The organism is Pseudomonas sp. VD-NE ins (assembly GCF_031882575.1).
GTDB lineage: Bacteria > Pseudomonadota > Gammaproteobacteria > Pseudomonadales > Pseudomonadaceae > Aquipseudomonas > Aquipseudomonas fluorescens_BZ.
Genome location: NZ_CP134772.1, coordinates 587552 through 611432 on the forward strand (window position 1 = coordinate 587552; position 23881 = coordinate 611432).

The 23881-nt window shown below is 60.2% G+C and carries 18 protein-coding genes and 2 tRNA genes; 15 read left to right on the forward strand and 5 right to left on the reverse strand.

Going from position 1 to position 23881, the window contains the following annotated elements; all coding sequences use genetic code 11:
• Positions 1-49: 49 nt before the first annotated feature.
• On the reverse strand, positions 50-1150 hold the full coding sequence (gene queG / locus RMV17_RS02485; protein ID WP_311885332.1) for a tRNA epoxyqueuosine(34) reductase QueG: 1101 nt from the start codon (positions 1148-1150) through the stop codon (positions 50-52).
• A gap of 63 nt (positions 1151-1213) precedes the next feature.
• Between queG and RMV17_RS02490 the strand changes: the two genes are divergently transcribed.
• The 12 genes from RMV17_RS02490 (at position 1214) to RMV17_RS02545 (ending at position 16211) form a co-directional block, all read left to right on the forward strand.
• Positions 1214-2713 (forward strand): NAD(P)H-hydrate dehydratase, encoded by a 1500-nt coding sequence (locus tag RMV17_RS02490; RefSeq protein ID WP_311885333.1) that lies wholly within the window; start codon positions 1214-1216, stop codon positions 2711-2713.
• Positions 2701-3171, forward strand: coding sequence for a tRNA (adenosine(37)-N6)-threonylcarbamoyltransferase complex ATPase subunit type 1 TsaE (gene tsaE, locus RMV17_RS02495; RefSeq protein WP_108224393.1), 471 nt, complete (start codon positions 2701-2703; stop codon positions 3169-3171). Before RMV17_RS02490 ends, tsaE begins: the two co-directional genes overlap by 13 nt.
• Positions 3172-3228: 57 nt before the next feature.
• Positions 3229-4602, forward strand: coding sequence for an N-acetylmuramoyl-L-alanine amidase (locus tag RMV17_RS02500; RefSeq protein WP_409373127.1), 1374 nt, complete (start codon positions 3229-3231; stop codon positions 4600-4602).
• Between the two features lie 8 nt (positions 4603-4610).
• Complete coding sequence (mutL, locus tag RMV17_RS02505; RefSeq protein WP_175559558.1) at positions 4611-6512, forward strand: DNA mismatch repair endonuclease MutL; 1902 nt, start codon at positions 4611-4613, stop codon at positions 6510-6512.
• Positions 6512-7483, forward strand: a complete 972-nt coding sequence (gene miaA, locus RMV17_RS02510; protein ID WP_311885334.1) for a tRNA (adenosine(37)-N6)-dimethylallyltransferase MiaA — start codon at positions 6512-6514, stop codon at positions 7481-7483. The genes mutL and miaA overlap by 1 nt, the downstream gene beginning before the upstream one ends.
• A gap of 95 nt (positions 7484-7578) precedes the next feature.
• Complete coding sequence (gene hfq / locus RMV17_RS02515) at positions 7579-7839, forward strand: RNA chaperone Hfq (RefSeq protein WP_007902656.1); 261 nt, start codon at positions 7579-7581, stop codon at positions 7837-7839.
• A 12-nt stretch (positions 7840-7851) separates the two neighbouring features.
• On the forward strand, positions 7852-9153 hold the full coding sequence (hflX, locus tag RMV17_RS02520) for a ribosome rescue GTPase HflX (RefSeq protein WP_007915827.1): 1302 nt from the start codon (positions 7852-7854) through the stop codon (positions 9151-9153).
• 96 nt (positions 9154-9249) lie between these two features.
• Positions 9250-10422, forward strand: a complete 1173-nt coding sequence (hflK, locus tag RMV17_RS02525; RefSeq protein WP_034151640.1) for an FtsH protease activity modulator HflK — start codon at positions 9250-9252, stop codon at positions 10420-10422.
• Positions 10422-11291, forward strand: coding sequence for a protease modulator HflC (gene hflC, locus RMV17_RS02530; RefSeq protein ID WP_034151639.1), 870 nt, complete (start codon positions 10422-10424; stop codon positions 11289-11291). The genes hflK and hflC overlap by 1 nt, the downstream gene beginning before the upstream one ends.
• Positions 11292-11604: 313 nt before the next feature.
• On the forward strand, positions 11605-12792 hold the full coding sequence (locus RMV17_RS02535) for an ATP phosphoribosyltransferase regulatory subunit (protein WP_034151638.1): 1188 nt from the start codon (positions 11605-11607) through the stop codon (positions 12790-12792).
• 54 nt (positions 12793-12846) lie between these two features.
• The gene (locus tag RMV17_RS02540; protein ID WP_311885338.1) at positions 12847-14136 is read left to right on the forward strand and encodes an adenylosuccinate synthase; all 1290 of its coding nucleotides are present in this window, start codon (positions 12847-12849) and stop codon (positions 14134-14136) included.
• A gap of 140 nt (positions 14137-14276) precedes the next feature.
• Positions 14277-16211 (forward strand): methyl-accepting chemotaxis protein, encoded by a 1935-nt coding sequence (locus tag RMV17_RS02545; RefSeq protein ID WP_034151637.1) that lies wholly within the window; start codon positions 14277-14279, stop codon positions 16209-16211.
• An 80-nt stretch (positions 16212-16291) separates the two neighbouring features.
• Here the strand turns inward: RMV17_RS02545 and RMV17_RS02550 are convergent, their stop codons facing one another.
• From RMV17_RS02550 to RMV17_RS02565, 4 genes are all read right to left on the reverse strand, one after another.
• Entirely contained in the window at positions 16292-17857 is a 1566-nt protein-coding gene (locus tag RMV17_RS02550) for an iron ABC transporter permease (protein ID WP_311885340.1), read from the reverse strand.
• Positions 17857-18867, reverse strand: a complete 1011-nt coding sequence (locus tag RMV17_RS02555; protein ID WP_311885342.1) for an extracellular solute-binding protein — start codon at positions 18865-18867, stop codon at positions 17857-17859. The genes RMV17_RS02550 and RMV17_RS02555 overlap by 1 nt, the downstream gene beginning before the upstream one ends.
• A 292-nt stretch (positions 18868-19159) precedes the next feature.
• Positions 19160-19246 (reverse strand) — tRNA-Leu (locus RMV17_RS02560).
• Positions 19247-19426: 180 nt separating this feature from the next.
• Positions 19427-19513, reverse strand: a tRNA-Leu gene (locus tag RMV17_RS02565).
• A gap of 226 nt (positions 19514-19739) precedes the next feature.
• Between RMV17_RS02565 and rnr the strand changes: the two genes are divergently transcribed.
• The 3 genes from rnr (at position 19740) to rpsF (ending at position 23865) form a co-directional block, all read left to right on the forward strand.
• Positions 19740-22370, forward strand: a complete 2631-nt coding sequence (rnr, locus tag RMV17_RS02570; protein ID WP_311885344.1) for a ribonuclease R — start codon at positions 19740-19742, stop codon at positions 22368-22370.
• The gene (gene rlmB, locus RMV17_RS02575) at positions 22367-23131 is read left to right on the forward strand and encodes a 23S rRNA (guanosine(2251)-2'-O)-methyltransferase RlmB (protein ID WP_127925618.1); all 765 of its coding nucleotides are present in this window, start codon (positions 22367-22369) and stop codon (positions 23129-23131) included. Before rnr ends, rlmB begins: the two co-directional genes overlap by 4 nt.
• 314 nt (positions 23132-23445) lie before the next feature.
• On the forward strand, positions 23446-23865 hold the full coding sequence (gene rpsF, locus RMV17_RS02580) for a 30S ribosomal protein S6 (protein WP_007915844.1): 420 nt from the start codon (positions 23446-23448) through the stop codon (positions 23863-23865).
• The last annotated feature ends 16 nt before the right edge of the window (positions 23866-23881 follow it).

Below are 23881 nucleotides of genomic sequence, written 5' to 3' on the forward strand. Positions count from 1 at the left end.
GCTTTGATGGCGCGCTCGGCGCGCAGGGGCAATGGCCGAGAACCGATAATCATGATTTGAGCGCTTTGCCCGCCGATTTGACATGCGCATCTCGGGCATGCTGCTCAAGTGCCCACTCCACATGCTCCCTGACCAAATCCGACGGATAATCCCGTCGCGCCTTCAACGCTTCCAGCACCGGAATCGTTGAAGGCGCATTGCCCAGTCCCACCGCCAGATTCCTCAACCAACGCTCATACCCCGCCCGCCGCAACGGCGAGCCTTCAGTGCTGCTCAAAAACTTCTCTTCATCCCACAAAAACAACTCGGCCAGTTCGGCATTGTCGAGGTTGTGTCGTGGCTTGAAATCGCTTTCCCCTGAGGGCTTGGCGAAGCGGTTCCACGGGCAGACGATCTGGCAGTCGTCGCAGCCGAACACGCGATTGCCAATCAGCGGGCGCAGCTCTTCAGGGATGGCGCTTTTCAGTTCGATGGTCAGATAGGAAATGCAGCGCCGCGCATCCAGCACATATGGGCCGACGAAGGCGTTGGTCGGGCAGATATCCAGACACGCAGTGCAACGGCCGCAATGTTCGCTGGTGTGCGGTTCATCCACCGGCAGCGGCAGATCGACGAACAGTTCGCTCAAGAAGAAATAACTGCCGGCCTTGCGATTGAGCACCAGCGTGTTTTTGCCGATCCAGCCCAGTCCGGCCTGTTCGGCGATGGCTTTTTCCAGCACCGGGGCGCTGTCGACAAAGGCGCGGAAACCGAACGGGCCGATCTGCGCCTGAATCTTGTCGGCCAATTGCTGCACACGTTTACGGATCAATTTGTGGTAATCGCGGCCCAAGGCATAACGCGACACGTAGGCTTTTTCCGGTTGCGCGAGCATTTGCGCCATTTGCGTATCGCCCGGCAAGTAGTCCATGCGCAGCGAAACCACGCGCAACGTGCCCGGCACCAGCTCTTCGGGGTGCGAGCGTTTGCTGCCATGGGCGCCCATGTAGTCCATTTCGCCGTGGTAGCCGGCCTCGAGCCAGCGCGCGAGGTGCTGCTCATGCTCGGCCAGATCCAGGCCGCTGATGCCGACTTGCTGGAAGCCCAGCTCGCGGCCCCAATCCTTGATCGATTGGGCGAGGGCGGGCAAGTCTGTGGTGATGGCGGACATGAGGCGAGAGAAACCGGAGCTGAGGTGCGTATAATTCTGCCAGACATCGGAGCCCGAAGACGCATGCCGCACACGAAAGATCAATTACCCGACGCGCTGTATGGCGCCGCACAGGTGCGCGAACTCGATGCACGGCTGATTGCCGCCGGCACGCCGGGCTTCGAATTGATGCAACGTGCCGCGCATGCGACGTGGCGAGCGCTGGTGCGGCAATGGCCATCGGCGACGGAGCTGACGGTGCTGGCCGGGCATGGCAACAATGCTGGCGACGGTTATCTGGTCGCAGCGATGGCACAACGCGCCGGCTGGCCAGTGCGGGTGTTGGCGGTCGGCGATCCACAGCGTTTGCAGGGCGATGCCGTGCTGGCCCATGCCGAGGCGTTGGCTGAAGGTGTCGCGGTGCAGGGCTGGCAGGCTGAAAGCGAATTGCGTGGTGTCATTCTCGATGCATTGCTCGGCACGGGTCTGAGCGGGGATGTGCGTGAGCCTTACGTGTCGGCGATCAAAGCAATCAACGCCAGCGGTTTGCCGGTGGCAGCCGTTGATATCCCTTCCGGGCTATGTGCTGACACCGGACATGTGCTGGGTGTCGCCGTGCAAGCCGATCTGACGGTGACGTTCATCGGGCTGAAACTCGGCTTGTTCACTGGAGACGCGGCGGATCACATCGGCGCCTTACTGTTTAATGATCTGCAGGCAGGCGCCGACATCTATCGTGACATTCCGGTCATCGCCCAACGGCTCAACACGGCTAATCTTCCGAAGTTGGCAGCGCGTGCGCCGACCTCGCACAAGGGCCGTTTTGGCCATGTGCTGCTGATCGGTGGCGATCACGGTTTTGGCGGGGCGATTCTGCTCAGCACCGAAACGGCACTGCGCAGCGGCGCGGGCATGGTTTCGCTGGCGACCCGGCCAGAACATGTGCCAGCAGCCCTGACCCGTGTGCCGGAAGCCATGGCGCTTGGTACCTCATCGGCCAATCAGTTGATGGGTTTGCTGGAAAAAGTCTCGACGCTGGTCGTCGGTCCTGGTCTCGGTCAGGCCAGTTGGGGCCGAGCGTTGCTGTCGGCGGCAGCCAACGCGGCCTTGCCGCAAGTGTGGGATGCCGACGCACTGAACCTGCTGGCCAGCGATTTCATTCAACTGCCCAAGGATTGCGTGATCACGCCGCATCCGGGCGAAGCCGCGCGTTTGCTGGGAATCAGTACCGCCGAAGTACAGGCAGATCGTCCGGCGGCAGCGCTGGCGCTGAGCAAAAAATATACAGCAGTGGTTGTGTTGAAAGGCGCAGGCAGCCTGATCGCGCATCCCGATGGCCGTTTGGCGTTGTGTCACCAGGGCCATCCGGCCATGGCCACCGCAGGACTCGGCGACGTACTGGCCGGTTTGACCGGTGCGTTGCTGGCGCAAGGCATGGGCGGTTTCGAAGCCGCCTGCCTGGCCGTCTGGCTGCACGCCAATGCCGGTAAGCAACAAGGAAAATTGGGCCGTGGGCTGGCGGCCAGTGATCTGATTCCAGCCATTCGTCAGTTGTTGGAGGAGCAAGCACCGTGTCTGAAGTAACCCTGTACCTGGCCGATGAACAGGCCATGAGCGACTTTGGCGCACGGATCGCCCGCGTGACCCAGGGTCACGGGCTGATTTTTCTCGAAGGTAACCTGGGCATGGGCAAAACCACCCTGTCGCGGGGCATCATCCGTGGCTTGGGCCATGTCGGCGCGGTAAAAAGTCCGACCTTTACCTTGGTCGAACCCTACGAAATCGGTGACGTCCGCGCCTTCCACTTCGACCTGTATCGACTGGTCGATCCGGAAGAACTGGAGTTTCTTGGCATCCGCGACTACTTCGAAGACGATGCAATGTGTCTGATCGAATGGCCCGATAAAGGTGCAGGCTTTTTGCCAAAGCCTGACCTGACCATTACCATTAGCCCGCAAGACAGCGGGCGTTCGCTGAAAATTTTATCCCAGGGCTCGCGTGGCGAGGCCTGGTGTGCCGCTTTGGCATTGGAATCCAATTAAATGATGGGGTTAGGTATGCGCTTTCGCGCGTTGGTGGCTGCCGCTGGACTGTTGTTGATGGCAGTAACCGTCAACGCTGTGGCCGATTCGAAGGTCAACAGCGTGCGCCTGTGGCGGGCGCCGGACAACACGCGACTGGTCTTCGACCTGAGCGGCCCGGTGCAGCACAGCGTCTTCACCCTGACCTCACCAGACCGGCTGGTGATCGACATCAACGGCGCCACCCTGGGTGCGCCACTGAATGTGCAGACTGCGAACACGCCGATCACCGCGATGCGTTCGGCCCAGCGTACGCCGACTGATCTGCGCGTGGTCATCGACCTGAAGAAAGCCGTCACCCCGAAAAGCTTCTCGCTGGCGCCGAACGCGCAGTACGGCAACCGTCTGGTGGTCGACCTGTTTGATAACCCGGCCGACGCCGCACCGCCGCCTGCGCCAACGCCGCAGGTGGCGACCGTGCCAGCGGTGCCGGTAACCCCGACCGAGCCGGCTATCAAATTGCCGCCAGCCCCGGCCGGTAAACGCGACATTGTCGTGGTGATCGACGCCGGCCACGGTGGCGAAGACCCGGGTGCATCCGGCTCGCGTGGCCAGCGTGAGAAAGACGTAGTGCTGCAGATCGCTCGCGAACTGCAGCGCCAGGTCAACGGCATGAAAGGCTTCCGCGCCGAATTGACCCGTACCGGCGACTACTTCATTCCGCTGCGCGGCCGTACCGAAATCGCCCGCAAGAAGGGCGCTGACCTGTTTGTGTCGATCCACGCCGATGCGGCGCCGTCTGCTGCCGCCTTCGGTGCGTCGGTGTTTGCCCTGTCTGATCGCGGCGCGACGTCGGAGACTGCACGTTGGCTGGCCGACAGCGAAAACCGTTCTGACTTGATCGGTGGTGCCGGCAACGTCAGCCTCGACGACAAGGACCGCATGCTTGCGGGCGTACTGCTCGACCTGTCGATGACTGCCTCGCTGACCTCCAGCCTCAACGTCGGGCAGAAAGTCCTGACCAACATCGGTCGCGTCACGCCCCTGCACAAACAGCGTGTGGAACAGGCCGGGTTCATGGTGTTGAAGTCGCCGGACATCCCGTCGATCCTGGTCGAAACCGGGTTTATCTCCAACGCCAACGAAGCCAACAAGCTCTCGGCATCGAGCCACCAGCAAGCGCTGGCCCGCTCGATCAGCAGCGGCGTGCGCCAGTTCTTCCAGCAGAACCCGCCACCGGGCACCTACATTGCCTGGCTGCGTGATTCCGGCAAGATCGCACAAGGCCCGCGCGACCATCGCGTTGGCCCGGGTGAAACGCTGGCAATGATCGGTGTGCGCTATCAGGTGTCGCCGGCCACGTTGCGCGCGGCCAACAGCCTGAAAAGCGATGAGTTGAAAGTCGGTCAGCACCTGACCATTCCAGGCACCGAACTGGCGTCCAAAGAATGAACGAAGTGCTGAACGCCGCCGCCCGCATCGAACTGCTCAGCCCACGGCTGGCGAACCAGATTGCCGCCGGTGAGGTAGTTGAACGTCCGGCCTCGGTGATCAAGGAGTTGCTGGAAAACAGCCTCGACTCCGGCGCCAAACGCATTGATGTCGACGTCGAGCAGGGTGGCGTCAAGCTGCTGCGGGTGCGCGACGATGGCAGCGGCATCTCTGCCGATGACCTGCCGCTGGCCCTGGCCCGTCACGCCACCAGCAAGATCCGCAACCTCGAAGACCTTGAGCAGGTGATGAGCCTCGGTTTCCGTGGTGAAGCACTGGCGTCGATCAGCTCCGTGGCACGCCTGACCCTGACCTCGCGCACGCGCGATGCAGACCAAGCCTGGCAAGTCGAAACCGAAGGCCGCGACATGGCGCCTCGGGTGCAACCGGCAGCGCATCCGGTCGGTACTTCGGTGGAAGTTCGCGACCTTTTCTTCAACACCCCGGCGCGGCGCAAATTCCTCAAGACCGAAAAAACCGAATTCGATCATCTGCAAGAAGTGATCAAGCGTCTGGCGTTGGCGCGTTTCGACGTGGCGTTTCATCTGCGCCACAACGGCAAGACCATCCTCAGCCTGCACGAGGCCCACGATGATGCGGCCCGCGCGCGGCGTGTGGCGGCGATTTGTGGCTCGGGTTTCCTCGAACAGGCGCTGCCGATCGAGATCGAACGCAACGGCTTGCATCTTTGGGGGTGGGTCGGTTTGCCGACCTTCAACCGCAGTCAGGCGGATTTGCAGTATTTCTTCGTGAATGGCCGGGCGGTGCGCGACAAATTGGTGGCCCACGCGGTGCGTCAGGCCTATCGCGACGTGCTGTTCAACGGCCGTCATCCGACCTTCGCGCTGTTTTTCGAGGTCGATCCAGCGGCGGTCGACGTCAACGTCCACCCGACCAAACACGAAGTGCGCTTCCGTGACGGGCGCATGGTGCATGACTTTCTGTATGGCACGCTGCACCGCGCTTTGGGCGATGTGCGTCCGGAAGATCAACTGGCCGGTTCTGTGACCACAGCCGTCGTGCGGCCTACGGGCCTCGATGCTGGTGAGTTCGGGCCGCAGGGTGAAATGCGTCTGGCGGCCAATGCGCTGTTGGAGCAACCGCAGGCGCAACCGGCGTTCAATACTTCGTCCGGTGCCAGCGCTGGCGGCGCTTACCAGTATCAATACACGCCACGCCCGCAATCGGCGGTGCCGCCGGCGGCTGAGGCGCAGGCTGCCTATCGCGAGTTTTTTGCGCCGTTGCCTGAGGCCAATGCCAACGCATTGCCGGCCGGCCAGGAAGACATTCCGCCGCTCGGTTATGCCTTGGCGCAGTTGAAAGGTATCTACATTCTTTCCGAAAACGCCCAAGGGCTGGTGCTGGTGGACATGCACGCCGCTCACGAGCGGATCATGTACGAGCGCCTGAAGATCGCCATGGCCAGCGAAGGCTTGAGCGGCCAGCCATTGCTGGTGCCAGAGTCGTTGGCAGTCAGTCAGCGCGAGGCTGATTGTGCTGAAGAGCACGCGGCATGGTTCCAGCGTCTGGGCTTTGAGTTGCAGCGTCTGGGCCCGGAAACCCTGGCGATCCGTCAGATTCCAGCCTTGCTGAAACAGGCCGAAGCCAACCGTCTGGTCGGTGACGTACTGTCGGACTTGATGGAATACGGCACCAGCGACCGGATTCAGGCGCACCTCAACGAATTGCTCGGCACCATGGCCTGCCACGGCGCGATCCGCGCCAACCGGCGCCTGGCCCTGCCGGAAATGAACGGCCTGCTGCGTGATATGGAAAACACCGAGCGCAGCGGACAATGCAACCATGGCCGACCGACCTGGACCCAACTGGGCCTGGACGATCTGGACAAACTGTTCCTGCGCGGTCGTTGATGAGCCAGCTCCCTCCAGCGATTTTCCTGATGGGCCCGACCGCTGCGGGCAAGACCGATCTGGCCATCGAGCTGACCAAGGTGCTGCCGTGCGAGCTGATCAGTGTCGATTCGGCGCTGGTCTATCGCGGCATGGACATTGGCACTGCCAAGCCTTCGAAAGAACTGCTGGCCGAATATCCGCACCGCTTGATCGATATTCTCGACCCGGCCGAGGCTTATTCGGCTGCGGATTTCCGTCGCGATGCCCTGCAAGCCATGGCCGAGATCACCGCGCGCGGAAAAATTCCGCTGCTGGTGGGCGGTACGATGCTCTATTACAAGGCTTTGGTCGAAGGTCTGGCTGATATGCCAGCGGCCGATCCCGAGGTTCGCGCGCAGATCGAAGAAGAGGCTGCACGCCTTGGCTGGCAAGCCTTGCACGATCAGTTGGCGATCATTGACCCGGTGTCCGCGGCGCGGATTCACCCGAACGATCCGCAGCGACTGAGTCGCGCACTGGAAGTTTACCGAGTCAGCGGTCAGAGCATGACCGCCCTGCGCCAGCAACAATCTGCGCAAAGTACTGAAGCAGCCGCTTCGGGACTGCAACAATTGCCCTATACTGTCGCGAACTTGGCCATTGCCCCGGCAAATCGTCAGGTATTGCACGAGCGCATTAAACAAAGATTCACAATTATGTTGGAACAGGGGTTCATCGACGAGGTCGTAGCCCTGCGTAAAAGAAGTGACCTGCATTCAGGGTTGCCGTCTATACGTGCGGTAGGCTACCGCCAAGTCTGGGACTACCTGGATGGCAAGCTGACGTTGGCCGAAATGCAGGAGCGCGGCATCATCGCCACGCGCCAATTGGCCAAACGCCAGTTCACCTGGCTGCGCAGCTGGGAAGATCTACACTGGCTGGACAGTCTTGATTGCGACAATCTGCCACGCGCCTTGAAATACCTTGGGACCATCTCCATATTGAGCTGAGTCCTTGCAATTGCCGTCTATCCTTGGGGGTGTGGCGGCCAAAGCCATCTGAATTACCTATTTTTTATTATTGAATCCTTAAAGGAGTGCGGCACATGTCAAAAGGGCATTCGCTACAAGACCCTTACCTGAATACTTTACGTAAAGAGAAAGTTGGGGTTTCCATCTACCTGGTCAACGGTATCAAACTGCAAGGCACGATCGAGTCGTTCGACCAGTTCGTGATCCTGCTGAAAAACACCGTAAGCCAGATGGTTTACAAACACGCTATCTCGACAGTAGTGCCGGTTCGTCCAATTCGTCTGCCTAGCGCAACCGAATCCGAAGCGGGTGACGCTGAGCCAGGTAACGCCTGATAGGAGTCTCCTTTGTTCTTTGAGCGCCACGGTGGTGGTGAACGAGTCATCCTCGTTCACTTGGATGGACAGGACCCTGAGGCGCGCGAAGATCCGCAGGAGTTTCAGGAATTGGCTAATTCGGCCGGCGCCGAGACCGTTGCGTTTTTTAACGTGCCGCGTCATCGGCCAACCGCCAAATACCTGATCGGCAGCGGCAAGGTCGAGGAACTGCGCGACCTGGTCAAAGCTGAAGAAGCCGATCTGGTGATTTTCAATCACATCCTCACGCCCAGTCAGGAACGTAACCTCGAACGTGTTTTCGAGTGTCGCGTGATCGACCGTACCGGCCTGATTCTCGATATTTTCGCCCAGCGCGCCCGTACCCATGAAGGCAAGCTCCAGGTCGAACTGGCCCAGCTTGATCACATGAGCACGCGGCTGGTTCGCGGCTGGACTCACCTTGAGCGTCAAGGTGGCGGTATCGGCATGCGCGGTCCGGGTGAAACCCAGCTCGAGACCGACCGCCGTTTGCTGCGGGTTCGCCTGCGCCAGATCAAGGGCCGGCTCGAGAAGGTGCGCAGCCAGCGCGAGCAATCGCGGCGCGGCCGTTCCCGTGCGGATATTCCGACCGTGTCTCTGGTGGGATATACCAACGCCGGTAAATCCACACTCTTCAACAACGTGACGAAATCCGACGTCTACGCGGCCGACCAATTGTTTGCCACGCTGGACCCGACCCTGCGCCGTCTGGAACTGGACGACCTGGGGCCGATTGTCCTGGCCGACACCGTGGGCTTCATTCGTCACTTGCCGCACAAACTGGTCGAGGCATTTCGGTCTACCCTCGAAGAGTCGAGCAATTCCGATCTGTTGTTGCACGTGATCGATGCGGCCGAACCGGATCGCATGTTGCAGATCGAGCAGGTGATGGTGGTGCTGGGCGAGATTGGTGCCCAGGACTTGCCGATACTCGAGGTCTATAACAAACTCGATTTGCTTGAAGGCGTTGAGCCACAAATCCAGCGCGACGAAAACGGCAAGCCCCAGCGGGTCTGGCTTTCGGCGCGTGATGGCAGTGGTCTGGAATTGCTTGAACAGGCCATCGCCGAATTACTCGGCAGTGATTTGTTCATCGGCACATTACGCTTGCCGCAACGATTCGCCCGACTGCGTGCGCAGTTTTTCGAGCTCGGTGCGGTGCAGAAAGAAGAGCACGACGAAGAAGGCATCAGTCTGCTGGCCGTTCGTTTGCCCCGTGTCGAGTTGAATCGACTGGTAAGCCGCGAGGGATTGCAGCCGATGGAATTCATCGAGCAACACACTTTGCAATAAAAGCCTGACAAAGCGGTTGTGCCGCAACGGCAGGCATTCTGTAGCATTGGTCGGCGCGCCGTGGGTGCGTCTTTGCTTTATCAGATGGAGAGCGCTATGGCTTGGAATGAGCCGGGTGGCAACTCGAATAATCAGGATCCTTGGGGTGGCAAGCGCCGCAATAACGGCGACCGCAAGGGGCCACCGGATCTCGACGAGGCCTTCCGAAAGCTGCAGGAAAGCCTGAACGGGTTGTTCGGTGGTGGTAAGAAACGTGGTGATGATGGCGGTGGTTCGGGCAAGAGCAGTGGCGGCTTCGGCGGTCTGCTCGGCATCGGCCTCGTTGTGCTGGCGGCTGTCTGGCTGTACAGCGCGGTCTACGTGGTGGACGAGCAGGAGCAGGCCGTGGTGCTGCGCTTCGGCAAGTACTACGAAACCGTCGGCCCGGGCCTGAACATCTACTTCCCGCCGATCGATAAAAAGTACATGGAAAACGTCACGCGCGAGCGTGCCTACACCAAGCAGGGCCAGATGCTGACCGAAGACGAGAACATCGTCGAAGTGCCACTGACCGTGCAGTACAAGATCAGCAACCTGCAGGACTTCGTGCTGAACGTCGATCAGCCGGAAATCAGCCTGCAGCATGCGACCGACAGTGCTCTGCGCCACGTGGTGGGTTCGACCGCCATGGACCAGGTGCTGACCGAAGGTCGTGAGTTGATGGCCAGCGAAATCAAGGAGCGTCTGCAACGCTTCCTCGATACCTATCGCACCGGTATCACCGTTACTCAGGTCAACGTACAGAGCGCAGCGGCACCGCGTGAAGTGCAGGAAGCCTTCGATGACGTGATCCGCGCCCGTGAAGACGAGCAGCGTTCGCGCAACCAGGCTGAAACCTACGCTAACGGCGTCGTGCCGGAAGCCCGTGGTCAGGCCCAGCGCATCCTCGAGGATGCCAACGGCTACCGCGACGAAACGGTATCGCGCGCCAAGGGTGAAGCTGATCGCTTTACCAAACTGGTCGCCGAATATCGCAAGGCACCTGAAGTGACCCGCCAGCGTCTGTACCTGGACACCATGCAGGAAGTCTTCAGCAGCACCAGCAAGGTACTCGTGACCGGCAACAAGAACGGCCAGAGCAACCTGCTTTACCTGCCGTTGGACAAAATGATTCAGAACAGTTCGGGCAGCAATGCACCGGTCACCGGTTCGGCCGCCGCCAGTAACAACACGGATGTCGCGCCGCATGTCACTGATCTGCCGCAGTCGCGCACAAGGGAGACCCGCTGATGAGCAATAAATCGCTGATCGCCCTTATTGTTGGCGTCGTTGTCGTGCTGGTGGGCTGGAACTGCTTCTACATCGTCGCTCAGACCGAGCGTGCGGTGCTGCTGCAATTCGGTCGTGTGGTTCAGGCCGATGTTCAGCCGGGCCTGCATGTGAAAGTGCCTTACGTTAACCAGGTGCGTAAATTCGACGCACGTCTGATGACGCTGGATGCACCGACACAGCGCTTCCTGACCCTGGAAAAGAAAGCCGTGATGGTCGATGCCTACGCCAAGTGGCGCGTGAAAGATGCCGAGCGCTTCTACACCGCGACTTCCGGCCTCAAGCAAATCGCCGACGAGCGTCTGTCCCGTCGTCTGGAATCCGGTCTACGTGACCAGTTCGGCAAGCGCACCCTGCACGAAGTCGTGTCCGGTGAGCGTGATGCGCTGATGGCTGACATCACCGCATCGCTGAACAAGATGGCGGAAAAAGAGCTGGGTATCGAAGTCGTCGATGTCCGGGTCAAGGCCATCGATCTGCCGAAAGAAGTAAACCGCAGTGTGTTCGAACGTATGAGCACCGAGCGTGAGCGTGAAGCTCGCGAGCACCGCGCCAAGGGTAACGAGCTGGCTGAAGGCATCCGTGCCGATGCCGATCGTCAACGCCGCGTGTTGCTGGCTGAAGCCTATCGTGAATCCGAAGAGGTTCGCGGTGACGGTGATGCCCAGGCCGCTGCGATCTACTCCAAGGCCTACGGCCAGGATCAGGAGTTCTACGGTTTCTACCGTAGCCTGCGTGCCTACCGTGAAAGCTTCGCGAACAAGTCCGACGTACTGGTCCTCGACCCAAGCAGCGACTTTTTCCGTTACCTGGAAAAGTCCAAGCCTTGATACGACGTTGACCCGAATCATTCCGCCCGGCGGCTAAAACCTCGGGCGGGGTGATCCTTTGGGAAAACGTGTGTATGATGCGGCAGCCGGGAAATTCCCGGCTTTTTTGCGTCTGCACGTTTGATTGCTGTTTTTTGTTGCAGGCTTCGGGTTGAATGGCCCGAGAGTATTTCGAGGAAAGTGATGGGCGAAGCCGGTAACAGGCCTTTCGCCGCGTCGTTCATGCGCGTGCGTTTTGAACGGTTCGGTCATTTTCTGCTTCACTCAAGGCTCGCCCGCAGGCTGGCCGCCCGGATCAAAGGGGAATGGCGTAATGGCAACGGTAGACCGCTGGCTGCTGCCAGATGGCATCGAAGAAGTACTGCCACCGGAAGCGGCGCGCATTGAAGTCGCGCGTCGTCAGGTGTTGGATCTGTTCCAGAGCTGGGGTTACGAGTTTGTCGTGACTCCCCATATCGAGTACCTGGAATCCCTGCTGACCGGCGCGGGCCAGGACCTGGATCTGCGTACCTTCAAGGTCATCGACCCGCAATCGGGCCGGCAGATGGGTTTCCGTGCCGACATCACGCCGCAAGTGGCTCGCATCGATGCGCATACCCTGCGTCGCGAAGGCCCGAGCCGTCTGTGTTACGCCGGCAGCGTGCTGCATGCCCAGCCGCGTGCACTGTCGTCCTCGCGCAGCCCGATCCAGTTGGGCGCCGAGTTGTACGGCGACGCCAGCCCGAGCAGCGACGTTGAAGTGATCAGCCTGATGCTGGCCATGCTGCAACTGGCCGACGTGCCGGATGTGCACATGGACCTTGGTCATGTCGGCATCTACCGTGGTCTGGCGCGTGCCGCCGGTCTGTCCGGTGAAGTCGAGCAGCAGTTGTTTGATGCGTTGCAACGCAAGGCCATCGACGAGGTCATTACCTTGACCGAAGGCTTGCCGGCCGACCTGTCCGGCATGCTGCGGGCGCTGGTTGATCTGTGCGGCGGCCGTGAAGTGTTGAGCGCTGCCCGCGAGCGTCTGGCCAATGCGCCGGCGCCGGTTCTGGCGGCACTGGAAGATTTGCTGGCGATCGCCGAGCGTCTGTCGGCACGCTTCCCGGAGCTGCCTTTGTACTTCGATCTGGGCGAGCTGCGTGGCTACCACTACCACACCGGTGTGGTGTTCGCGGTGTTCGTACCGGGCGTTGGCCAGTCCATCGCTCAGGGCGGTCGTTATGACGACATCGGCGCCGATTTTGGCCGCGCCCGTCCAGCGACAGGCTTCTCCACCGATTTGAAAACCCTGGTGACCCTGGGGCGTGCTGAGATCGAGCTACCGTCTGGCGGTATCTGGATGCCTGACAGTACGGATGCGGCACTCTGGCAGCAGGTTTGCCAGTTGCGCAGTGAGGGTCAGCGTGTCGTTCAGGCGTTGCCTGGGCAACCTTTGGCCGCCGCCCGTGAAGCGGACTGCGACCGGCAATTGATTCAGCAGAACGGGCTTTGGCAAGTATCGCCACTGGCTTCTTGAGTTTTCCTGCCGGCCATCGCCGGCACCAAGTTTGCGCGAATGAGGACAAGTGTTATGGGTAAGAATGTCGTAGTCCTGGGCACCCAATGGGGTGATGAGGGCAAAGGCAAGATCGTTGATCTGCTGACCGAACATGCTGCAGCCGTAGTGCGCTACCAAGGTGGCCACAACGCTGGCCACACACTGGTGATCGACGGCGAAAAAACCGTCCTGCACCTGATCCCGTCGGGCGTACTGCGCGAAGGCGTGCAGTGCCTGATCGGCAACGGCGTGGTGGTTGCACCTGACGCCCTGCTGCGCGAGATCACCAAGCTGGAAGAGAAAGGCGTACCGGTGCGCGAGCGTCTGCGTATCAGCCCGTCCTGCCCGCTGATCCTGTCCTTCCACGTGGCGCTGGACCAGGCCCGTGAAAGGGCCCGTGGCGAGCTGAAGATCGGTACTACCGGTCGCGGCATCGGCCCGGCGTACGAAGACAAGGTTGCTCGTCGTGGCCTGCGTGTTGGCGACCTGCTGAACATGCCGCGCTTCGAAGACAAACTGCGTGAGCTGGTGGATTACCACAACTTCATGCTGGTCGGTTACTACAAAGAGCCGGCCATCGAGTTCGAAAAAACCCTGGCCGAATGCAAGGAATACGCCGAGCTGCTGAAGCCGCTGATGCTCGACGTGACTGCCGAGCTGCACGACCTGCGTCGCGCCGGCAAAGACATCATGTTCGAAGGCGCCCAGGGTTCGTTGCTCGACATCGATCACGGTACCTACCCGTACGTGACCAGCTCCAACACCACCGCTGGCGGCGTTGCGACCGGTTCGGGCGTTGGCCCGATGTTCCTGGATTACATCCTGGGCATCACCAAGGCTTACACCACTCGCGTTGGTTCGGGTCCGTTCCCGACTGAGCTGTTCGACGACGTCGGTGCGCACCTGGCCAAGCAAGGTCACGAGTTCGGCGCCACCACCGGCCGTGCCCGTCGTTGCGGCTGGTTCGACGCCGTTATCCTGCGTCGCGCTATCGATGTGAACAGCATCTCGGGCATCTGCCTGACCAAGCTGGACGTCCTCGACGGTCTGGAAACCATCAACATCTGCGTTGGCTACAAAGATGCCGAAGGCAATGCTGTTGCTCCGACCGACGCTGACAGCTACGTAGGCCTGCAGCCTGTGTACGAAGAAGTGCCGGGCTGGACCGAATCGACCGTGGGCGCCAAGACCCTGGAAGAGCTGCCAGCTAACGCTCGCGCTTACATCAAACGCGTTGAAGAGCTGATCGGCGCGCCGATCGACATTATTTCGACGGGCCCGGACCGCAACGAAACCATCGTTCTGCGTCATCCGTTTGCTTGATAAGTCGTTGATGTAAAAACACAAAGGCCCCTTAATCGGGGCCTTTGTCGTTTATGTCTGTTGGACGGCATGACCTTTGCTGTGAATCTGTCTACAAGAGTGCCATCAAATTAATGGCGTCAGAAGTAGAGGGATTCACAGTGTCGGCCGTTCTCTCACTGTTACAAAGCCGTTTGTTGCGGCCCGTGTTCGTTACCCTTGGTATCGCCCTTTTGGTGCAGGTGTTGGTGGCCGTTGCCCTGACGCGGAGCACCGTCACGGCGCTGGAAGCTGATCTGGCCGTGCGCCTCGGCGCCGATAGCCAGAAACTCTCCGGTGAACTGGAGCAGGCCGGGCGTGAGGTCACGTCGAGTCTCGATAACCTTTCTTCCAGTACCCGTCAGCGACTGACTGCCGGTCTGTCTTCGCGCCTGAAAGACGAGCAGGCGCAGTTGCGTGCGACCTTGGAAAAGGATCTGAAAGATTCGGCCAATGACATGGCGCAGTTACTGGCCTCCGTCGCCCCGCGAGCCATGTGGGACAGCGACGTGCCGACCCTGTCCGAGTTCGCCCGGCGGGCCCAGCGCAATCCCAATGTGTTGTTTGTGGTGTATGACGACGCCACCGGTCAGCACCTGACCCGCTATCTCAACCGCGAAAACCCGATCAATAAGGCCCTGTTGGAAAAAGGCCAGGGCGAGCGTGCGCTGGATAAAGTCTTGGATGCGGCGAAGAATGATCCCTCGGTCTACTACCTCGAAGCGTCGATCAACCCTAATGGCGTGGAAATCGGCAAAGTGCTGATGGGCGTTTCGACGGCCTCGGTGGAAACCGATCTGGCGGCACTGGACAAGCGCTTCTCGGCGTTGATCGCCAGCAGTGATCAACTGGTCGGTGACAGCCTGAAAGGCGCTGCAGCGGACAGTGCCAAAGCCATGCAGGCGCGTCTGCAATCGGCGCAGTCTACGGCCGTCGAGATGAAAGCCAACACCGCCAATACCGTCCAGGAAGCGGCAGCAACCCTGCGTTGGCGGATCGGCATGGGCCTGGCACTGGTCGGCTGCGGCGTGTTGCTGTTGCTGGCAGTCGTGCTCGGCCATCGCGTAGTCAATCGTCTGAAGATGCTCAACGCAGCCATGGATGACCTGGCGGCGGGCGAGGGCGACCTGACCAAGCGTGTGCAGATCAACAGCAAGGATGAAATCGGCGACATGGCCGCGGCGGTCAATCGCTTTGTGGATAAGTTGCAGCCGATCGTGCGTGAGGCGGGCGATGTGGCTCAACGTACCGGCGTTGAGATTGGTGCGATGACCCTGCGCAATGCTGGTGCGGATGCAGCGGCCGGGATGCAGCGTGATGAAGTGGCGGAGAGCCTGCGCGCGCTGTCGCAAATGGCTGACGAGGCGCAATCGGAAAGCCATGCGATGCAGGCGGCTTTGAAGCAGGTGGTGGATATTCGCCAGGCCACGGATGAAAACACTCGCACCTCCGCCAAGGTCGGCGGCTTGATCGAGGCGCTGGCGGGGCAGGTGGATACCGGGGCGAAAGTCATCGAGCGGCTGGCGCAGCAGAGTGAGCAGATTGAAGTGGTGTTGACGGTGATTCACGGGATCGCCGAGCAGACCAATCTGCTGGCGCTCAACGCCGCTATCGAGGCGGCGCGGGCGGGAGAGACCGGACGTGGTTTTGCGGTGGTGGCCGATGAAGTGCGGGCGTTGGCGAGCAAGACACAAAGCTCCACAGGCGATATTCAGGCGCACATCGTCGCGTTGCAGCAGGGCGCCCGCGAGGCGGTCGAGGCGATCGGTCAGGCCGGGCGTCAGGCCAGCGAAGGGTTGCTGGTGTTGCGCGACAGCGCGCGCTTGCAGCAGTCAGTGCAGGCCTCGGTCGAGCAAGTGCATGCGGCGATTGGCCTGGCGACGCAAGCGGCTGCGCATCAGGCGCAGGGTGCGCAGGCGGTGCGCGGGCGGGTCGAGACGATTCATGCGCAGGCCGAGAAAGCGGCGCAGGCGGTGGTGGAGACCACTGCGAGTGGCAAGGTGCTGGATGGTTTGGCGGCGCAACTGAAGGCAAGCCTGGGACAGTTCAGGGCTTAAGATCAAAAGATCGCAGCCTGCGGCAGCTCCTACATTGAAACGCGAAATCCCATGTAGGAGCTGCCGCAGGCTGCGATCTTTTAGCGGCTCAGATACATCCGCGTCGTTAGCAGATAAACCGGCAATCCCGATACCAAAATCAACAACGCCGCATAAGGCGCCGCCGCCGCAAACTCGACATTCGCGGTGTGCGCCCACACCTCGGTCGCCAGCGTGTTCAGTCCGGTCGGGCTGAGCAGCAACGTCGCCGTCAACTCCTTCATCGCATCCAGAAAAACCAGCGCAAACGCCGCGCCCAATGCCGGGAAGATGATCGGCAGCGTCACCCGACAAAACGCCGTGAACGACGAAGCGCCCAATGTGCGCGCGGCCTCTTCCAGTTGCGGCGCAGCCTTGTTCAGCGCCGTACGAATCGGCGCCTGCGCCAGCGGCAAAAACAACAACGCATAAGCGATCAGCAGCAATCCCGAAGTCTGGTACAGCGCCGGCACGTAATGCAGGGCGAAATACACCAGCGTCAGCGCAATCACCAGGCCCGGCAGCGCGTGCAGAAGATAGGGCAGGCGTTCGGCCCAGATCGCCAACTGGCCTTTGTAACGCACCACCAACAAGCCGACCGGTACGGCCAGCACCAGGCAGAGCGCCGCGCCACCGAGCGACAGCGCCAGCGACGACAGCAGTGCCTCGGTGATCGCCGCCACCGGGAAGGCCGCCGACGAACCGACCGCCAGCCAATACGCCAACATCCCCAGCGGAATCCCGCTGCCGACAATCGCCAGCATCAGGCAATACAACTGACCGGCTGCTGCCCATGGCCCTAGCCGAACCTGTTCAGCCTGACGCGCCGCGCCTTGCCCGGTGCGCACATGCCGGCCTTTGCCGCGCACGCGCAACTCCAGCCACAGCAGCACCAGACACAGCGCCAGCAATACGGCCGACAGCATCGCCGCGTTGGCGTTGCTGAATTCCAGTTCGAATTGCTGATAGATCGCCGTGGTGAAGGTTTGCAGGCCGATGATCGACAGTGCGCCGAATTCCACCAGCATGTGCAAGGCAATCAACAGCGAGCCGGCCAGCAGTGATGGCCAGAGCAGCGGCAGCGTGACGCGAAAAAACACCCCCCAGCGATTCTGCCCGAGGGTGCGGGCCGATTCTTCAAGAGAGGGATCGAGATTGCGCAGCGTCGCCGCCACCGGCAGAAAGATCAGCGGGTACTTCGACAGGCTCATCACCAGAATCGCCCCGCCGAGCCCTTCGAACTGCGCGCTCAAAGAAACCCAGGTGAAGCTGCTGACAAACGCCGGCACCGCGAACGGCAGGCATAGAATCACGCCCCACAGACGTCGTCCCGGCAAATTGCTGCGTTCCAGCAGCCAGGCCAGCGACAGGCCGATCACGCCGCAGGTGATCGTCACGCCAACCATCAGCGCCAAGGTGTTGCGCAGCAGGCCGAATACATACGGGCGCCACAGCAAGTGTAAGGCCTCGGTCCAGCCGGCCTGCCAGGCTTTGAGGCCGACATAGGCCAGCGGCAACAAGCTCAGTAGCACCAGCAACAACACCGGCAGCACCAGCCAGATTGATGGCCGCTTGCGTTTTGGCACGTAACCCCCGCGCGCGACGGGGGCGGATAACGATGCGGCCATCAGTTCAAGCCAACTTCACGTTCCAGCTCCAGCGCTTCTTCGGCATTGCCCAGATCGGCTGGAGTCACGTTCGGCGCTTCCAGTTCGCTGAACGGCTTGAGTCCGCGATCCGATTCCATACCTTTGTGCAGCGGATACTCGGCGGTGGTCTGGGTGATCACGCGCTGACCTTCTTCGCTGGCCATGTAGGCGAGGAATTGCTGGGCTTCTTTTGGATGTTTGCTGGATTTCAGCACGGCTGCGCTGGACACCGTGATCAAGCCGCCGACGTCGCCGCCGGTGAAGTAATGCAGTCTCGAATCCAGTTTGCCTTTCTCGCGCTGCAGGGCGAACCAGTAGTAGTTGTTCACCAGTACGGTGGCGACTTCGCCGTTTTCCACGGCTTTGAGCGCAACCATGTTGTTGCTGTAGGTCTTGCCGAATGCGCGCAGGCCGGTGAGCCATTCTTCGGCGGCGTCACGACCGTGCAGCTTGATGATCGCCACGGCCTGTTCCTGGAATGCGCCGCTGGTCGGTACGAAGCCGACTTTGCCCTGCCACTTCGGATCGGAGAATTCCATTACCGATTTTGGCAGGTCTTTTTCGTCGACCAGTTTCGGGTTGTAGGCAACTACGCGAACGCGCGCCGTCACGCCGATCCAGGTGCCGTTACCAGCCACGTATTTTTCCGGAAGCACGGCCAGGGTGGCGTCATTGGTTTTGGCCAGCAGGCCGAGTTCGCCGAGATTGTTCAGTGGTGGCGATTCTTCGGTGTAGATCACGTCGGCGGGGGAGCGGTCGCCTTCTTCGATGACCTGGCTGGCGAGTTGATTGCTGCTGCCTTTGCGCACATTGACGTGAATGCCGGTCTTGGCTTCGAAGGCTTTGGCAATCGCGTCGCCGACTTCCTTGTGCTGGCCGTTGTAGAGAGTCAGGGAAACCGCATCGGCAGCCTGGGTGAGGGGAGTGGCGAGCGCCAGGCCGAGGAGGGAGAAGGTCAAGCCTCGGCGCAGGGTATTTCGAAACGTCATTCGCAGGGTTCCTCACTGTCGCATTGCAAAAACTTGCAACAATGATAAACGATATTGTTTCTCAAGTGCGCCTTGCGAGAGGCTGCCAGCTCTGATGCGGCGTCTGCGTTGAACCGTAGGAGCTGCCGAAGGCTGCGATCTTTTGATCTTGCTCTTTGGAAAAACAAGATCAAAAGATCGCAGCCTTCGGCAGCTCCTACATGGAGATATCAGGGTTTCTGGAGGGCAGAAACGCAAAAACCCGCTTTCGCGGGTTTTTGTGAAACTCAACGTCGTAACCTTGAGTTTGAATTGGTGCCCAGAAGAAGACTCGAACTTCCACGACCGTAAGGTCACCAGCACCTGAAGCTGGCGTGTCTACCAATTTCACCATCTGGGCAATCATCGCTAGCGTTGCCGCTGTTGATGTGGCGCACTATACGGAGCGCGTTTTGATCTGTAAACCCCTGATTTAATTTTAATAAATCAGTTTTAAGAAAACCCGGGCTTAGAATGCAAAAAACCCGCTTTCGCGGGTTTTGTGTGAGCCTTGAAACTGATCTAGTCTCAAGCTCGAAATTGGTGCCCAGAAGAAGACTCGAACTTCCACGACCGTAAGGTCACCAGCACCTGAAGCTGGCGTGTCTACCAATTTCACCATCTGGGCAGTATCGGCAGCGCTTGTGCGTCGTCGATGGCGCGCACTATACGGAGCGTCTTTTTAACTGTAAACCCCTGCCAGCAAAAAACATGATTTTTTTTACCGGTGGTGGTCAAAACGGCTTTCCAGCGTCGATACAAGGCCTCAGTTGGGCCTTATATAGTCGGAAATTTCCCGTTTCATGGCGCCTATGCCAAACTAACCCGCATATAGACAAGGTGAAAACTCTCTAATGGCCGATTGGCAGTCCCTCGATCCCGAGGCCGCTCGTGAAGCGGAAAAATATGAAAACCCTATTCCTAGCCGCGAACTGATCCTGGCGCATCTCGCCGATCGGGGTTCGCCTGCTGCCCGCGAGCAACTGGTCGAAGAGTTTGGTCTGACCACAGAAGACCAGATCGAAGCCCTGCGCCGCCGTCTGCGCGCCATGGAGCGCGACGCTCAACTGATCTACACCCGCCGTGGCACTTACGCGCCGGTCGACAAGCTCGACCTGATCCTCGGCCGCATCAGCGGTCACCGTGACGGTTTCGGCTTCCTGGTGCCGGACGACGGCAGCGACGACCTGTTCATGAGCCCGGCGCAAATGCGTCTGGTGTTCGATGGCGACCGTGCGCTGGCACGTGTTTCCGGTCTCGACCGTCGTGGTCGCCGCGAAGGTGTGATCGTCGAAGTGGTTTCGCGAGCTCACGAAACCATCGTCGGTCGCTACTTTGAAGAGGGCGGCATCGGTTTCGTCGTTGCCGATAACCCGAAGATTCAGCAAGAAGTGCTGGTCACCCCGGGCCGCAACGCCAACGCCAAGATCGGTCAGTTCGTCGAGGTGAAAATCACCCACTGGCCAACGCCGCGCTTCCAGCCGCAAGGCGATGTGGTCGAAGTGGTCGGCAACTACATGGCGCCGGGCATGGAAATCGATGTTGCCCTGCGCACCTACGACATTCCGCACGTCTGGCCTGAAGCCGTGCTGAAAGAAGCGGCCAAGCTCAAGCCGGAAGTCGAAGAGAAAGACAAAGAGAAGCGCGTCGACCTGCGCCATCTGCCGTTCGTCACCATCGACGGCGAAGATGCCCGCGACTTCGACGATGCGGTTTATTGCGAAGCCAAGCCGGGCAAGCTGCGCCTGTTCTCCGGCGGCTGGAAGTTGTACGTGGCGATTGCCGACGTTTCCAGCTATGTGAAAATCGGTTCGGCGCTGGATAACGAAGCGCAAGTGCGTGGCAACTCGGTGTATTTCCCCGAGCGCGTGGTGCCGATGCTGCCTGAGCAGCTGTCCAACGGCCTGTGCTCGCTGAATCCGCACGTTGATCGTCTGGCCATGGTTTGCGAGATGACCATCTCCAAGTCCGGCGAAATGACCGACTATTGCTTCTATGAAGCGGTGATCCATTCCCACGCTCGTCTGACTTACAACAAAGTCAGCGCGATGCTGGAAACACCGAAAATCACCGAGGCGCGTCAGCTTCGTGGTGAGTACAACGACGTTCTGCCGCACCTTAAACAGCTGTATGCGCTGTACAAGGTTCTGCTGGCTGCTCGTCACGTCCGTGGCGCGATCGATTTCGAAACGCAGGAAACCCGAATCATCTTCGGTACCGAGCGCAAGATTGCCGAAATCCGTCCGACCACCCGCAACGACGCGCACAAGCTGATCGAGGAATGCATGCTGGCGGCCAACGTGGCCACCGCCGAATTTCTCAAGAAGCACGAAATTCCTGCGCTGTATCGCGTCCACGACGGTCCGCCACCGGAGCGTCTGGAAAAACTGCGTGCGTTCCTTGGCGAGCTCGGTCTGTCCCTGCATAAAGGCAAGGACGGCCCGTCGCCGAAGGACTATCAGGCCTTGCTGGCGAGCATCAAGGATCGCCCGGATTTCCATCTGATCCAGACCGTCATGCTGCGTTCGCTGAGCCAGGCGGTGTACAGCGCTGACAATCAGGGCCACTTTGGCCTGAATTACGAAGCCTATACCCACTTCACTTCGCCGATCCGTCGCTATCCGGACTTGCTCACGCACCGCGCGATCCGCAGCGTGATCCATTCGAAACAGGACACCCCGCACGTTCGCCGTGCCGGTGCGATGACCATTCCGAAGGCGCGCATCTATCCGTACGACGAAGCAGCGCTCGAGCAGCTCGGCGAGCAATGCTCGATGAGCGAACGCCGTGCCGACGAAGCGACCCGCGACGTGGTGAACTGGCTCAAGTGCGAGTTCATGAAGGATCGCGTGGGCGAATCGTTCCCGGGTGTGATCACCGCAGTGACCGGTTTCGGCCTGTTCGTCGAGCTGACCGATATCTACGTCGAAGGTCTGGTGCATGTCACCGCGCTGCCGGGCGATTACTACCACTTCGATCCTGTGCATCACCGCTTGGCGGGCGAGCGCACCGGTCGTAGCTTCCGTCTGGGCGATACCGTTGAAGTGCGCGTCATGCGCGTTGACCTCGACGAGCGCAAGATCGACTTCGAGATGGCTGAAAAAACCATCAGCGCGCCAATTGGCCGCAAGAAGCGTGGTGCTGAAACTGCTGCGCCTGCTGCGAAAACCTCGGAAGAGAAGGCTCCAGCGAAAACCGCTGGTCGCCGTCCGGCCAAGGAAAAGGCTGCTGAAGCCTACCGCCCGAGCGACGCCGTGGCGAAAAACGCCGAGTTGCGCAAAAGCCGTGAAATGAAGAAAGCGCTGCTTTCCGACGCGAAAAACGGTGGTAAAGCGGCGTCCGGGGGAAAGACCGGACGGTCGGCGCCTGAAAAGGCCTCCGGCGGCAAGCCAGCGAAACCGAGCAAACACCGTAAAGGCCCGCCAAAAGCGGGTTCTGCTCCAGCCAAAAGTGGCGGGGCACGTAAACCGAAGGCGAAGTCATGAGTCAGTTGGAAAAAATCTACGGCGTTCACGCGGTAGAAGCGTTGCTGCGTCACCACCCGAAACGCGTCAAGCAGATCTGGCTGGCGGAAAGCCGCAACGATCCGCGTGTGCAGACGCTGGTTGAATTGGCCAACGAGAATCGTGTTCAGGTAGGTCAGGCCGAGCGTCGCGAAATGGACGCTTGGGTTGAAGGCGTGCACCAGGGTGTGGTCGCGGAAGTCAGCCCGAGCCAGGTCTGGGGCGAAGCCATGCTCGACGAGCTGCTTGATCGCACTGAAGGCGCGCCGCTGTTGCTGGTGCTCGACGGTGTGACCGATCCGCACAACCTCGGCGCCTGCCTGCGTTCGGCCGATGCGGCCGGTGCGCTGGCGGTGATCGTGCCGAAAGACAAGTCGGCAACTTTGACGCCGGTCGTGCGTAAAGTCGCTTGCGGCGCGGCGGAAGTGATCCCGCTGGTGGCAGTGACCAACCTCGCTCGTACCCTGGAAAAACTTCAGCAGCGCGGTCTGTGGATTGTCGGCACGGCGGGTGAGGCCGAGGTCAGCATTTATGACCAGGACCTGACCGGCCCGACCATCCTGATCATGGGCGCCGAAGGCAAAGGCATGCGTCGCTTGACTCGCGAGCACTGTGATTATCTGGTGAAGCTGCCGATGGCCGGTAGTGTCAGCAGCCTGAACGTCTCGGTCGCGACTGGCGTGTGCCTGTTCGAAGCCCAGCGTCAGCGCGGTGCAAAAGCCAAGGCTGCCGCGAAGAAGTAGTCTTGAGCTGAAAGCGGTTCAAATGTGGGAGCGAGCCTGCTCGCGAAAGGGGTGTGTCAGACGACATTAATGTTGCCTGATGTATCGCATTCGCGAGCAGGCTCGCTCCCACAGTAGTTTTGGGCCAGGGCGAAGATCGTTGGTTGTTCAAATAATCACCAATTGCCTTGCACCTCTTCTGTCCCTTCTCTACAATTGCGCCCCTTGCTGTGACGGCAGGCACGCATGTGCCCCGCGCCAGCAAGTCCATTAGTGTCATTCACTCCTTGTCTGACCGTTTTTGAGCGGCAGGCTACAACCCGTAAGGAGCATTCATGCGTCATTACGAAATCATCTTTTTGGTCCACCCGGATCAAAGCGAGCAAGTCGGCGGCATGGTTGAGCGTTACACCAAGCTGATCGAAGAAGACGGCGGCAAAATCCACCGTCTGGAAGATTGGGGCCGTCGTCAACTGGCCTACGCAATCAACAATGTTCACAAGGCTCACTACGTGATGCTGAACGTTGAGTGCACTGGCAAGGCCCTGGCCGAGCTGGAAGACAACTTCCGCTACAACGATGCAGTGATCCGTAACCTGGTCATCCGTCGCGACGAAGCCGTTACTGGCCAGTCCGAGATGCTCAAGGCTGAAGAAAACCGCAGTGAGCGCCGTGAGCGTCGCGATCGTCCTGAGCACGAAGGCGCTGAAAGCGCTGAAGGCGAAGAGAACGACAGCGATAACGCTGACGAGTAATCCACGGACCTTATTA